Origin of the sequence: Arthrobacter sp. AQ5-05, assembly GCF_003287975.1 — a bacterium.
Taxonomy (GTDB): domain Bacteria; phylum Actinomycetota; class Actinomycetes; order Actinomycetales; family Micrococcaceae; genus Paeniglutamicibacter.
Genome location: NZ_QMKQ01000015.1, coordinates 80174 through 93322, shown reverse-complemented (window position 1 = coordinate 93322; position 13149 = coordinate 80174). Strand labels below are relative to the sequence as shown.

Below are 13149 nucleotides of genomic sequence, written 5' to 3'. Positions count from 1 at the left end.
AGACCCGCTTGCTCAGCGCTGGGAAGCGAGCTCGTCCTCGAGGCCCGGGGGTGCCGTCAGATCCATCTCGAGCAGCGGAACGACCTTGGACTTGGTGACAAATCGGTGCACCAGCCACAGGCCGAGGAAGATCGGCAGGCCGATGTACGAGGAGAGCACCTCCATGCCCCGCCCGGCAAGCACCGCCTCGTAGTTCTGCCCGGCGATCACCAGGATCAGCACCGCGAAGGCCAGCAGCGGGCCGATGGGGAAGAGCGCGGCACGGTAGGGCAGGTCGCTGGTCTTGTTGCCCTGGGCCAGGAATCCGCGTCTGAAGCGGTAGTGCGAGATCGCGATCCCGGCCCATACGATGAAGCCGCACAGGCCCGAGACGTTCAACAGCCAGGCATAGGCGGCGCCTTGTCCGACGATGGCCGAAAGGAACCCGAAGAGTCCCACCGCGGCGGTGGCCAGCAGCGCCGGAATCGGCACGCCGCGCGAGTTGGTCCGGCCGAAGATCTTCGGTGCCTTGCCGTCGTGGGCCATGGAATAAAGCATGCGCGTGGAGGCATACAGCCCGGAGTTGCCGGCCGACAGGATGGCGGTGAGGATGACCGCGTTCATCAGCGCCGCGGCAAAGGCAATGCCCGCGCGGGAAAAGACCAGGGTGAACGGGGACGCAGCGACATCGGCCTCGCCGGAGGCCAGCAGGCTCGGATCGGTGAACGGGACCAGGCAGCCGATGATGAAGATGGCACCGATGTAGAAGAGCATGATGCGCCAGAAGACCGTGCGGATGGCCCGCGGGACCTCGCGCCGCGGGTTCTTCGCCTCGCCGGCGGCAACGCCGACCAGCTCGGTGCCCTGGAAGGAGAAGCCGGCGATCATGAAGACCGAGATGATCGAGACCCAGCCGCCGTGGAACACGTCCTCGCGGTCTTGCCAGTTGCTCAGCCCGGGGGAGTTGTCCCCCAGGATGCCGAAGATCATCAGCACGCCGGCGATCAGGAACAGCACCACGGCGGCGACCTTGATCAGCGAGAGCCAGAACTCGGACTCGCCGAAGGACTTGGCCGACAGGGCGTTCAGGCCGGTGAGCACGAGAAGGAACACCCCGGCCCAGACCCAGCCGGGCACCGACGGGAACCAGAAGTCCATGATGATCCCCGCGGCAACCAGTTCGGCGGCCACCGTGATGGCCCAGTTGAACCAGTAGTTCCAGCCGATCGCGAACCCGAAGGAGGGGGACACGAAGCGGGTGGCGAAGGTCTGGAAGGAACCGGCGACCGGGATCTTGGCTGCCATCTCGCCCAGGGACTGCATCAGCAGGAACACCATCAGGCCGACCAGCGCGTAGGCGACCAGGGCGCCGCCGGGGCCGGCCTGGGAGATCGTGCCGCCGGAGGCGACGAACAGCCCGGTGCCGATCGCACCGCCGATGGCGATCATCTGCAGGTGGCGGCTGCTGAGTCCGCGCTTGAGTTCGTTGTCCGGCTTGCCGGGGCCGGCGTCGACCCCGGTGGCCAGGGAAATTGCCGGCGGCGCCGTTGTATCCGGACGGGGTTCTGTTGAAGTTCTGCTCATGGATGTCATGCAACACCACCAAGGGGCGACGATGCGACCCGGCTCACATGGACGTCTGCGGGCGCTGTCTGCACCGGTCCGGGCGAGGCGTCCGGGGTCGTCGCGTGGTCGACGGCAAAAGCCGGAAAAGTAGCTGTTTTGGATGCCGGGGGACAGTAGCGCACGAGCGGCGGCGGTGCGAATCCGGGGCCGCGAGCCCCAGATGATGGAATGATTGGCCTTACTCTTGCGTGTTCCAAGACATAGCGTTGCTGATGCACAGACGGCTTCCCGGCGGGTGGTCTAACTGGATCAAGACCATGCCACAGTCGTTGACCTGGAGTCTGTCGGACTCTCATGCGTCGTCTTCAACCACCGGCCAAGGGCCCTTGGTCCTGAAGGCGACACCACTTTTGAAGTTGTGGATTCGTCTTATTATGACGCGTAATTGTCACAAAGGAGGAATCGAGCCGATCGTTGGGCCCCGGTCGGTTGGCGGCGCCCGCGGCCCGGATGGCGGCTCGCGGAATCTCCGGGATCAGCCACGGAGGAGTCCGGGTCGCAATGGCTGCCGGGGCGGTGCCTGGCCCGGGAATCGCCGGGAGCGCGAAGACGGGATCCTGCCGCGTCGACTGGTCTCGGCAGGCAAAAGCGACCCTCCGCGCTGTGCGGAAGGTCGCTTTCTCCTGCCCTGCCTACTGGGCGATTTGGGCGCGGCCCAGCGGTGCCGGATCCACCATGGGGTGGGACTGGAAGTACTCGATGCCGGCCACGAGGTCGATCTGGCCCGAATCCGCCACGTTGGTGCCCTGGGCGAAGGTGAAGAAGTTGTCTCCGCCGGTGGCCAAGAACGAGTTGGTGACAATGCGGAACACCGTGTCGTTGGCGATCGGCTCCCCCCGGTGGCTCATTGAGGTGATGTGCTCACCGCGCGCCGCATTCGGGTTGTAGGTGTAGCTGAAGCCCCCGGAGATGCCCAGATGCAGCTTGGGTCTGCTCGCACCGTCGGGCTGCCACTGCTCCTCAAGCACCGACTTGATCTGCGCGCCGGTCAAATCCATGGTGAACAGCGTGTTGCCGAAGGGCTGCACCGAAGCCGCATCCTTGTAGGTCACGGTTCCGTCCGTGCCGTAGAGCAGGTCCGCGCGCAGGCCGCCGGGATTCATGAAGGCGATCTGTGCGGGGATGCCGCCGAAGTTCTCGTTGGAGGTCGCCCACAGGTGCATGTCGGCCACCAGGTTGCCCAGGGAGGATTCCACGCCGCGGTTCGAGCCGTTGGTTCCGCCGCGGAGGATGTTGGCGCTGATGTTGCCGATCTTCTGGGCGCCGACGACCTCGGCTTGCTTGCTGGCCGCCTCCACGATCGTGGCGACCTCGGGCACGGCTTCGAACCGCGGCACGGTGGTGCCGTCGGAGGCGATGGTGGTCAGCGAGATCAGCCCGCCTTCAAGGCCGGTGACCTGCTTGTGTTTCTTGGAGACGGTGATTTTCAAGGTGTCCAGCGTGGTGCCGTATTGGTGCGCCTGGAGCACCGGGCGCTCAAGCCCCTTGGCCCAGCCCTCGACCGGGTAGGCGCAGGAATAGCCGATGTGGGTGTGGCCCGAAATGATCGCGTCGATCTCGCCCGAGGTCTCGCGGACCAAATCCCCGTAGGAGGTGTCCTCGGTGCCGATGGAGGCGCAATTGCTGCTTGACGAGCCTTCGTGGGTGAGCAGCACCAGCACGTCGGCCTCGCCGTTGGACTTGTCACCGTCGGACAGTTGCGCGGCGACCCGGTTGGCCGCCTCGACCTGGTCGCCGAAGTCGAGCCCGGAAATGCCGGCCGGGGTGACCAACGAGGCGGTCTGGTCCGTCACGGTGCCGATCATCCCGACGGTGACGCCGTTGAGCTTCCGCAGCGTGTATTCCTTCAGTGCCGGGGTCTTGGTTCCCTTCAGGTACACGTTGGCACCCAACGCGTAGTCGGCCCCGGCCGCCGCGTCACCGTTCCCGTAACGTGGGATGACCCGGTCGAGCAAGTCGTCGAAGCCGCGGTCGAACTCGTGGTTCCCCACCGCGGAGGCGTCAAGCCCGGCGGCCTTCAGTGCGTCGATGGTGGGATCGTCCTGCTGGGAGAAGGACGTGAACGTGGAGGCGCCGATGTTGTCGCCCGCCGAGACGAAGAGCGTGTTGCGGTTCCTGGACTTGTAGTCCTGCACTGCTCCGGCCAGCACTGCGGCGCCTGCCTCGGCGCCGTTGGCCTCGATGCGGCCGTGGAAGTCGTTGATGCCCACCAGTTCGATGGTTGTGGACGGCGTGTTCTCCTGCTTGTTGGCCTGTCCCTGTGCGTTTGGTTTCTCCGGGGCGGCCGTGGCCGGCCCGGCAACGGCAGTGGTGGCCATGAGCGTGAGTGCTGCGGCTGCGACCAGGGCATTGCGCCGCAAATGATGTTTCTCGGACACGTGGTTCTCCCTCAAGAAAAGTGACGGACGAGTGGCGTGTTCCCGGCCGGTGGCGCAGGCCGGGGGCACATGGGGCTGATACTACCGAGCGGAACCTTCGAGTGAAAGGGTTCTTTGACGATTGCCCGGGTGATGGACCGGGCGCGGACCACGCCCGGAATTCCGCGAGGTGCGGCCCGATGCGGCGTTGACCAGCCACGACGCGGAAAGGGACGCAGACCTACTTCTTGCCAGTCGCCCTGTTGCGAATCATTCTCATTTAGCTTAGCGTTGTCGCCATGTCACAACAAAAAACACGCACCACGCTCCATGCCCATGCACCAACCGCCATCCGACGGTGGCGCAACCAGGCCGGCGCCCTGGCGCTCATCGCCACCGGGACGCTGTTGGCCGGATGCGCTTCCAGCGCGCCCGGGGCCGGGCAGGTCCCATCTACCCCGGCTCCGGCGGTGTTCGAGGCTGGCTCCGCGACGCCGCGGCTCGTGCTGACCTACGACGGGGGACTGCTGGTTGCCGATGCGCGCGACGGAACGGTCCTCTCGGAGCACAAGCTCGAGGGTTTCAACCGCGTCAACCCCGCCGGCGACGGCCGCCGGGTGCTTGTCTCCACCGCCGGGGGGTTCAGGGTCCTGGATGCCGGTGCCTGGTCCGAGAAGCACGGGGAACACTCGCACCACTACACCTCCGAACCCTCGCTGACCGAGCTGGTGTTCCCGGCCGGGAAGCCCGGGCACGCGGTGGTCCATGCCGGGCACACCGCTCTCTTCGACGACGCCACCGGCAAGATCAATATCTTCGAATCCACCAAGCTCGCCAACCATGAATTGCCGCGCACCGACGACGTGGCACTGCCCGAAGCCCACCACGGTGTGGCCGTGCGGCGCGAGGACGGAACACTGATGGTCACCGACGGCAATGCGGAGGCCGTCAACGCGGTGAAGCTGCTCTCCGCCCCGGACGCCGGGCACCGACGCACCATGGTGGCCGGGTCCACGCAGTGCCCGGGTGTCCACGGCGAGGCGGTCGCCAAGGACGAGGCCCTGGTGGTGGGTTGCGAGGACGGCATCCTGGTCATCAAGGGCGAAAAGATGGCCAAGCTCGAGGCCCCGGACGCGTACGGGCGGATCGGAAACCAGGCCGGATCCGAGGCCTCCACCGTGGTGCTCGGGGACTACAAGACGGACAAGGAAGCGGAGCTCGAACGCCCGCGCACCTTCTCGCTGACCGACACCGCCACCAATTCCCTGAAGCTCATCGACATCGACTACAGCTACTCGTTCCGCTCCCTGGCCCGCAGCGCCTCGGGCGACGCACTGCTGCTGGGCACCGACGGCAAGCTACACGTTTACGACGTGAAGACGGGCAGGGAAAAGAGGGCCATTGCGGTGGTCGAGGCGTGGGAGGAACCGGTCGACTGGCAGCAGCCGCGCCCGGCGGTGCACGTTTCGGGCTCAATCGCCTACGTCACCGAACCGGCAAGCAAGCAGCTGCACCTCGTGGACCTGAAGACCGGCAAGATCTCCGGCACCGTGGACCTGCCCGAGGCGCCCAACGAGATCACCTCGACCGAGGGATGACCGGCACCCGGGCGCGGGCGGAATCCAGGAACCGCGGGCCGGTGCCGATCCCCTCGATCGGCACCGGCCCGCGGCCGGATCATGGTTGTGCTAGCTTGCGGTGACCAGTTCGACGCTCACCGGCGTCGGGTTGGTGAAGATGTCCAGCACCGGGCAGTGCTCGTCCACGGTGGCCTGCAGTTCCTCGTAGCGCTCGCGGGTTTCCGGGCCCTGGATCTTTACGGTGAGGCGGACCTCGCCGAAGCCGGGGCGGATGGTCTTCTCGATGCCGAACAGCCCACGCACATCCAGATCCGCATCGGCGTTGATCTCCAGCGAGTCGATCTTCAGGCCCAACTGGTGCGCATAGAGGCGGTAGACCACAACCTGGCAGGAGATCAGCGCGCCCAGGGCGAACTCGACGGGGCTGGCGGCAACGTCGTCCCCGGCCAGTGCCTCGGGCTCGTCGACGATGAAGCGGTGCTTGCCGGCGGTGATCTCGCTGGAGACCGATCCGGTGGACACGCCGCCGGCCTTGAAGGTCAGGGCCGCGCTGGCGGTGTTCTGCGAGATGCGCTCGCCCCAGGCGGTACCGGCTGCGGTGAGCTTCTGGGCGCGAACCGAATCCAGGGTGTTTTCGATCAGGGTTTCGGACATGGGAAACGGATCCTTTCGTGGTTGGCGCATGCGCTCGCACGACGCCATACTTACGCCGGCCCGGTTGGACGGCGTCGAATCTTCACCTGGAGCACCCCGCTATGACGAAGAGGGTTGCCGTCCAATCGGCCAGGGCCGTGAATGATTGGAGCTCGTGATTCTGTTGATGAGTCTTCCCGAATCCGCGCAGCCGAGGCAAGGCGGGTGCTTAACAATTCGTCACGCCAAAATCGCCTTTCGTCGAACAAGTGCCCGTTGGTGCCGCGAGGCGAGGCTGTTGGATGAATGGGAATGGCTATTTTCATGGAGTCGCACGAATAATCTTCGAAGTGATCGACGGTTTGGGTGCGCCGGATGCTCCGGCTTTGATGCACGAGTGGTCGCCCGTACCACGCGGTGGCCTCCGGCGCGGGCCATGAAAGCGGCCCCGGCCCTTCGGGGTGAAGGGCCGGGGCCGGGAAATCCATGGAGCCGAATTATTTGCCGTGTTGCGGCTGGTCGTTGGCGTTGAGCCGGGCCAGCAGGTCCGTGAAGCGCTTGATTTCCTCTGGCTCCCAGGAGATCAGCCTGTTGCGCAGCAGCTGGCGCGAAGCAGCGCTGGAGGCGATCACCCCGGCACGTGCCGTGTTGGTGATGCTGACCAGCATGGCCCGACCGTCATTCGGATCCGGGACGCGGGTGACCAGTTCCTTGGCCTCGAGCCACTTGATCATTCGGCTCATCGTGGCCTTGTCCACCTGGAGTTCCTCGGCCAAGATGATCTGTTGCCGGGCCTGCTCGCGGGCCAGGATGGAGAGTACCTTGTAGCCCAGGGGCTGAAGCTCCGGGTGGATGGAGGCGGCGCGCCTGCGGATGGCCTGGCGCGCCTTGACAACCATCATGGAGAACTCTTTTTCCACATCCTCGATCAGCGGATCGAGTGCGGTGGAGTCGATGGCCGATCCCGGGTCGGGAAGGGAGTCGGAAAACGGTGAAGTCATGTCATTCATTTTAGTTGCGATTTTCCGCTTCGACGTCCTTGTTGCCGCGGGATTTCCCGTGGTGCGGCATCGGTGCGACCGCCGCGAAGCCCGGCTTCAAAGCAGGGCGGGGACGCGGCGCCGTTCACGCCCGCCCGTTTCCCGGTGAATTCCCGGCAAAGATCCACCCGCAAGGGTTCCCGGAAGCGGGCGTGCCGGGCAGAATTGCTAGTTGTTGAACCTCGCCAAACGATGGAGAACACCATGGGCACGATCCTCAATCCCTACATCAGCTTCCGTGACACGGCGCGTCCCGCGCTCGAGTTCTACCAGTCGGTCTTCGGTGGCGAGCTGGACCTGCGTCCCTTTGCGGACTTCGAGTTCGCCAAGACGGACAACCCTGATGACGACAACAAGATCATGCACGGGCACCTGCATGCACCCAACGGCTTGAACCTGATGGCGGCCGACACCCCTGCCTCCATGGAATGGAAGGGAGGAACCGCCATCTCCGTCACCCTCAGCGGCGACGACAGGGAGGAAATGACAGGTTACTGGGACAAGCTCAGCGACGGGGCCAAGATCGGCGAGCCGCTGGCCCAGGCGCCGTGGGGCGACTGGTTCGGGATGCTGACGGACAAATTCGGTGTCGACTGGATGGTCAATATCGCCGGACCGGGCACCGCCGGGCAGTAGCGAAGGCCATACGTGGCGCGTCGATATCGGATGTGCCACGGCAAGGACTCGTGGGGTCGGGCCGTTTCGGCCGGGCCCCACGAGTCTTCCCCCAAGTTTTCTAGGCCTTGCGCACCAATTGCAGGCGCCAGGCCTCCGGCCCCTCTTCGAGGTAGCTGATCGCGAAGGCGCCGGGTGCCCGGCCCTCGAGTTGGTCCAGCAGTGGCAGCGGGTTGTGCGGGGCCACCAGGACCAGGCCGCCGCCCACGGCGAGGGAATCCAGCGCCCCAAAGATCGTGGCGTGGCGGATCGCGTGCGGGATGGCCCGGGCGTCAAGCTCCGGAAGTTCGGCATCATGATCGCCGCAGGCGCACTCGTGGGCCGCGGGTTGGGTCTGCTTCTCGGCTTCTTCCTTGCTGGAAGAGATAACAATGTCAGCCACGATGGGGTTCCTTTGCTCAAGAGGGGTTTCGATTTCCAGCATCGACTGGCAACCTTCGAATCATTTTAGTACAGTCAACTACGTGGAAAACAATCGTACTCGCCGCCGCATGTCATTTGCCGCCTTGGCCACCCCGTGACCGGTCCCTCGGATCGTTCCCCGGCCCCCACCCGGCGCACCTCTTTCGGGCGCCCGCTCTCGCCCACACGCCTGCGGATTCTTGAGCTGCTGGAAGCGCAGTCGGCCCCCGCCACGCTCGCTGCCGTCACACACATTTGCGGACTGCATGAAAACACCGTCCGGGCGCACCTCGAGGATCTGTTGCGCGACGGATACCTGAGCCGCGAGCGCGCTGCCTCGAAAGGCCGTGGCCGCCCCGCCTGGCTCTGGGAAGCCAAGAAACCCATCGAGCATTCCCCCTATGCCTCCCTGGCCTCCGCGCTGGCCACCGTGCTGCATGAAACCAGTGCGCATCCGGTCCAGGATGCGGTGGATGCGGGGAAGGCCTGGGGCAGGGAATTGACGCTCAAGCAACAAGGCGAGCACCATGGACAGCGCCCCGCGGAGGCAGGCCGCTCCCACGTGGTCGACATGCTCGAAGAGGTCGGGTTCGCCCCCGACCCCGATGCCTTCAACGAACACGTGGTGCTGACCCGCTGCCCGCTCATTGAAGCGGCCAGCAAACATCCGGACATCGTCTGCGGCGTCCACCTGGGGATCATCCAGGGGGCCTTCGCCGAGATGGGACTCGACGGCTCCGCCAGCACCCTGCTGCCGTTTTCCGCCCCCGGCCAGTGCACCCTGCAGCTGCGCGCCGCAGCCGGCGAAACCCACACCGAATGAGCGCCTCCCGGAAATCCATCCCCGCCAAGCCCCGGCTGCTCCCGGCACGCACCCTGTTCATGCTGCCCGCCGCCGCGAGCCTGCTGGCCGGGCTCAACGCCGCCCTGCTTCTCCTGGACTTGCCCGCTCCGCTGAACACCGTCCACTGGGGCGAGGTCCACGGGATGGTGCTGGCCCTGGGATTCGTGGGAACCCTGGTCGCCCTGGAACGCGCGGTGGCCCTGGGCCGGCGCGCAGGGTACCTCAGCCCGCTGCTGCTGGGCGCCGGATCCGTCCTGCTGCTTTCCGATGTGCCGCGCTTCGCCGGAAAACTGGGCCTGCTCGCCGGGATGGCCGCCCTGGTGTGGGTCTACCTGCCGCTTTGGCGCCGCCAACGCGACCACGCCGTGCTCATCCAGCTGCTGGGCGCCGCGCTGGGCACGGGTGCCGCGATCCTCTGGCTTGGCGGGGTGGACATGGCCCTGCTGCTGCCCTGGCTGGTGGCCTTCCTGGTGCTGAGCATCGCGGGCGAACGCGTCGAACTGGCACGCATCTGCATGGGCCCGCTGGCCGGAACCCGGGCGCTCCAGCTGTCCTGGCTGCTCACCTTCGCGGTGGTGGCCTCGCTGCTGAACCCTGCGTGGGGGTCGATCGGGTTCGGCCTGGTCCTTGCCGCGCTGGCGCTGTGGCTGGCGGCCCACGACGTTGCCCGCCGCACCATCCGTGCCACCGGCGCCACCCGGTTCATGGCCAGCTGCATGCTCGCCGGCTACGGATGGCTGCTGGTTGCCGCCATCACCTGGTGCTTCGGGTTACCCGGCACCCGGGCCGCCTACGACACCGTCATCCACGCCGTGTTCCTGGGATTCACCATCTCGATGGTCATCGCACACTCCTCGAGCATCCTTCCCGCGATCCTGCGCCGTCCCTTGCCCTACCGCCCGATGATGTGGGCCCCGGCGATCCTGCTCTGGGCGGGGTTGCTGTTGCGGCTGTGGATCGGCAACGGACTGGGATACGACTGGGCCTGGCGCGCCGGGGGCGTGGCCAACGTCCTGGCCCTGCTGCTTTTCCTGGCCCTGGCCGTCGCCTCCGTACTGATCGGCGAGCCCCGGCCGAAGCCTGCGGCACCGGTGCCGCCGGCCGCGGACCGGCCCGGGTCCGGCACATCCTTGCTGGCGCCCAAGCCGCCGGGCATCGGCCCGGCGGACGGCGCAAGGCCGATGCCCGGCACCAACCCGGCAGCGCGGCCCCCGCGCTCCGGCCTATCGATATCGCTACGGGAGCCGGAAGAATGAGCAAGAACCCGGCCAGGGGCTTCTGGCCCATGCGCGACCTGCCGGTGGCCTTCTGGCTGGTTCTCCTCGTGGTTGCCGCGTTGGTCCACCGCCAAATCCCCGCGCCCCGCTGGCTCATGATCCACCTGCTGCTGCTCGGCGCGATCTCCCACGCGATCCTGGTCTGGTCCCAGTACTTTGCCATCGCCCTGCTGCGCACCCCGGCCCGGCCCCATGACCGGGCCACCCAGAACTGGCGGCTTCTCATGCTCAACGCCGGCACCGTCGTGGTGGTCTCGGGGGTGCTGTCGATGCTCTGGCCGCTCACCGCGACCGGGGCCGCCCTGGTGGCAGGGGCCGTGATCTGGCACGGGGTGGACCTGTTCGCCCGCATGCGGCGAGCCCTGCCTTCCCGCTTCGGCGCGACCGTGAAGTACTACATCGCCGCGGCAGCATTCCTGCCCGTCGGGGCGGTGCTGGGCACCGTGTTGGCCCATGGCACCGGCTCGCCGACCCTTGAGCAGGTCACCCTGGCCCACGCGTTCCTCAACGTCCTGGGCTGGGTGGGCCTGACGGTGGCGGGAACCCTGGTCACGCTCTGGCCCACCATGCTGCGCACCAGGATCGCCGACCAGGCCGCGCTCAATTCCCGGCGTGCCCTGCCGGTGCTCGTTGCCTCGGCCCTGGCCGCGGCGCTCGGCGCCGGATTCGGCCTCCTGCCGGTGGCCGCCGCCGGCCTGCTCGGCTACCTCGCGGGCCTCGGGATGATGGCTTCGGCCTTCATCCAGGTCGCTCGGAACAAGCCGCCGAAGACCTTCTCCACGCTCTCGGTGCTGGGCGCCGTCAGCTGGTGGATCGGGTGCCTGGTGGCCCTGGTCGTTTCCCTGCTGGGCACCGGCGACTGGCAGGCGGTCGGCCGCCTGTTCGCCTCCACCACCCCGTACCTGGTGGCCGGGTTCGCCGCGCAGGTGCTGCTCGGTGCGCTGTCCTACCTGGTGCCGGTGGCCCTGGGCGGCGGTCCGGCGCCGGTCAGGGCCGCGACCACGGTGCTGGACCGCGGGGCGGTGCTGCGCGTGTCCACCGCGAACGCCGCACTGCTGGTGTGTGCGCTGCCGGTTCCCTCGCTGGTGCGGGTGCTGTGCTCGGTGCTGTACCTGGTGGCCATGGCAAGCTTCCTCCCGCTGCTTTTTATGGCCCTGCGGGCCCACCGCGGTGCCAAGGCCAAGGCGGTCGCAGCAATCAAGGTCCTGGGCCTGCCCGTCGGAACCCCGGCCCCACGGGTGCGCATGGAACCGGAGGGGGAGCGCCCCGATGGCCAGCGTGCGGGCCAGGCCATGGCCGGGCTCATCGCCGTGGTGCTGGCCATCGCGGTGGGCGTGGCCATCGACCCGGCGGCCGCCGGCATCGCCGCACCGCCCGCCCCGCCCGGAGCCGGCACAGCGGCACCGGCAACCACTGCCGAAACCATAAGGGTGAAGGTCCAGGCCGCAGACATGCGCTTCACCCCCGCCAGCATCGAGGTTCCCGCCGGCACGCACCTGGTCATCGAGCTGACCAACACCGATGCGGCCGAAACACACGACCTGGTGCTGGCAACCGGGGCGAACAGCGGTCGGCTGGCCCCGGGCCAAAGCGCCACCGTGGACGCCGGTGTCATCACCTCCGACGTCTCGGCCTGGTGCTCGAGCACGGGCCACAGGCAAATGGGCATGGTGCTGGAGATCAAGGCCGCCGGCACGCCCGCGGCACCCGGCGAAGATCCCGGAGCGGTGGACCCGGGCCACGGGTCCATGCACCCGCCGGTCTCCCCTTCCCCGTCGGCCGCGGGCGCCCCGCCGGACCTGATGGCAGAACCGGATGTGTCCTTTACCGCGCACGACGCGTCGTTGCCCGTCCTTCCGCCTCGGCCGAAGGACGGCAAGCCCGTGGTCCACAAGGCCACCTTCACCGCGCAGGAAGCACTCGCCGAGGTCTCCCCGGGAGTGCGGCAAAGGCTCTGGACCTTCAACGGCACCGCGCCGGGCCCGCTGCTGCACGGCCGGGTCGGCGATACATTCGAGATCACGCTGGTCAACGACGGAACCATGGGCCACTCCATCGACTTCCACGCCGGTGCGCTGGCCCCGGATGAACCGATGCGCACCATCCAGCCCGGCGAATCGCTGCACTACACGTTCACCGCCACCAGGGCGGGGATCTGGATGTACCACTGCTCGACCATGCCCATGAGCGCCCACATCGCCAACGGCATGTTCGGCACCGTGGTGATCGAGCCCGACGGCCTGCCCGAGGTGGACCGTTCCTACGTGCTGGCCCAGTCCGAATTCTATTTGGGGGCCCAGGACGCGGAAGTGGACACCGGGAAGCTGGCCGCGGGGAAGCCGGACCTGGTGGTCTTCAACGGCTATGCGAACCAATACGTGCACCGGCCGCTTCCGGCCAAGGTCGGGGAACGTGTGCGGATCTGGCTGCTGGATGTCGGGCCCAACAGGGCCTCCTCGTTCCACGTGATCGGCGGGCAGTTCGACACCACCTGGCTCGAGGGAAACTACCTGCTCGATCACCGGGAGGGAACCGACGGAGGAAGCCAGGCCCTGGCGGTCGGTGTGGCCCAGGGCGGATTCGTGGAGCTGAAGTTTCCCGAGGCAGGAAACTATCCCTTCGTATCCCACGTGATGGTCGATGCCGAACGCGGTGCCCAGGGCGTGTTCAGGGTGGCCGAATAGAGGGCAGCGTTTCAACGACTTGGGTCCAGCGTTTCAACGAGCTAATACGAAA

General features: G+C 67.1%; 10 protein-coding genes and 1 riboswitch. Of the genes, 5 read left to right on the top strand and 5 right to left on the bottom strand.

Annotation, left to right across the window (positions count from 1 at the left end):
• Window positions 1-12: 12 nt before the first annotated feature.
• Entirely contained in the window at window positions 13-1572 is a 1560-nt protein-coding gene (locus DQ353_RS13680; RefSeq protein WP_113763287.1) for an amino acid permease, read from the bottom strand.
• A 665-nt stretch (window positions 1573-2237) separates the two neighbouring features.
• Window positions 2238-3983, bottom strand: coding sequence for a bifunctional metallophosphatase/5'-nucleotidase (locus tag DQ353_RS13675; protein WP_113763286.1), 1746 nt, complete (start codon window positions 3981-3983; stop codon window positions 2238-2240).
• 278 nt (window positions 3984-4261) lie between these two features.
• Between DQ353_RS13675 and aztD the strand changes: the two genes are divergently transcribed.
• On the top strand, window positions 4262-5560 hold the full coding sequence (gene aztD, locus DQ353_RS13670; RefSeq protein ID WP_286166816.1) for a zinc metallochaperone AztD: 1299 nt from the start codon (window positions 4262-4264) through the stop codon (window positions 5558-5560).
• Window positions 5561-5650: 90 nt separating this feature from the next.
• On the opposite strand, the gene DQ353_RS13665 is transcribed toward aztD, so the two are convergent.
• A complete protein-coding gene (locus DQ353_RS13665; protein ID WP_113763285.1) occupies window positions 5651-6196 on the bottom strand; it encodes an OsmC family protein in 546 nt (181 codons plus the stop codon).
• Window positions 6197-6237: 41 nt separating this feature from the next.
• Window positions 6238-6356: riboswitch (SAM riboswitch) on the bottom strand.
• A 316-nt stretch (window positions 6357-6672) separates the two neighbouring features.
• On the bottom strand, window positions 6673-7176 hold the full coding sequence (locus DQ353_RS13660) for a MarR family winged helix-turn-helix transcriptional regulator (RefSeq protein ID WP_181578396.1): 504 nt from the start codon (window positions 7174-7176) through the stop codon (window positions 6673-6675).
• A 243-nt stretch (window positions 7177-7419) separates the two neighbouring features.
• On the opposite strand from DQ353_RS13660, the gene DQ353_RS13655 reads away from it, so the two are divergent.
• Window positions 7420-7851, top strand: coding sequence for a VOC family protein (locus DQ353_RS13655; RefSeq protein WP_113763311.1), 432 nt, complete (start codon window positions 7420-7422; stop codon window positions 7849-7851).
• Window positions 7852-7951: 100 nt separating this feature from the next.
• On the opposite strand, the gene DQ353_RS13650 is transcribed toward DQ353_RS13655, so the two are convergent.
• Window positions 7952-8272 carry a DUF2249 domain-containing protein gene (locus tag DQ353_RS13650; RefSeq protein WP_113763310.1) on the bottom strand — a complete coding sequence of 107 codons (321 nt, stop codon included), beginning with the start codon at window positions 8270-8272 and terminating at the stop codon, window positions 7952-7954.
• Window positions 8273-8407: 135 nt separating this feature from the next.
• On the opposite strand from DQ353_RS13650, the gene DQ353_RS13645 reads away from it, so the two are divergent.
• From DQ353_RS13645 to DQ353_RS13635, 3 genes are read left to right on the top strand one after another with little or no spacing between them, the layout of a single operon-like run.
• Window positions 8408-9115: a helix-turn-helix transcriptional regulator gene (locus DQ353_RS13645; RefSeq protein ID WP_181578395.1), complete on the top strand. Its 708-nt coding sequence runs from the start codon at window positions 8408-8410 to the stop codon at window positions 9113-9115.
• Window positions 9112-10392 carry a DUF8744 domain-containing protein gene (locus DQ353_RS13640; protein ID WP_113763282.1) on the top strand — a complete coding sequence of 427 codons (1281 nt, stop codon included), beginning with the start codon at window positions 9112-9114 and terminating at the stop codon, window positions 10390-10392. The genes DQ353_RS13645 and DQ353_RS13640 overlap by 4 nt, the downstream gene beginning before the upstream one ends.
• Window positions 10389-13097, top strand: coding sequence for a multicopper oxidase domain-containing protein (locus DQ353_RS13635; protein ID WP_286166815.1), 2709 nt, complete (start codon window positions 10389-10391; stop codon window positions 13095-13097). Before DQ353_RS13640 ends, DQ353_RS13635 begins: the two co-directional genes overlap by 4 nt.
• The last annotated feature ends 52 nt before the right edge of the window (window positions 13098-13149 follow it).

What these genes read in the sequence shown, in the direction of transcription:
- DQ353_RS13665 (WP_113763285.1), bottom strand. Translation starts at nt 6,196, where the DNA reads ATGTCCGAAACCCTGATCGAAAACACCCTGGATTCGGTTCGCGCCCAG.
- DQ353_RS13655 (WP_113763311.1), top strand. Translation starts at nt 7,420, where the DNA reads ATGGGCACGATCCTCAATCCCTACATCAGCTTCCGTGACACGGCGCGT.
- aztD (WP_286166816.1), top strand. Translation starts at nt 4,262, where the DNA reads ATGTCACAACAAAAAACACGCACCACGCTCCATGCCCATGCACCAACC.
- DQ353_RS13660 (WP_181578396.1), bottom strand. Translation starts at nt 7,176, where the DNA reads ATGACTTCACCGTTTTCCGACTCCCTTCCCGACCCGGGATCGGCCATC.
- DQ353_RS13640 (WP_113763282.1), top strand. Translation starts at nt 9,112, where the DNA reads ATGAGCGCCTCCCGGAAATCCATCCCCGCCAAGCCCCGGCTGCTCCCG.
- DQ353_RS13635 (WP_286166815.1), top strand. Translation starts at nt 10,389, where the DNA reads ATGAGCAAGAACCCGGCCAGGGGCTTCTGGCCCATGCGCGACCTGCCG.
- DQ353_RS13680 (WP_113763287.1), bottom strand. Translation starts at nt 1,572, where the DNA reads ATGACATCCATGAGCAGAACTTCAACAGAACCCCGTCCGGATACAACG.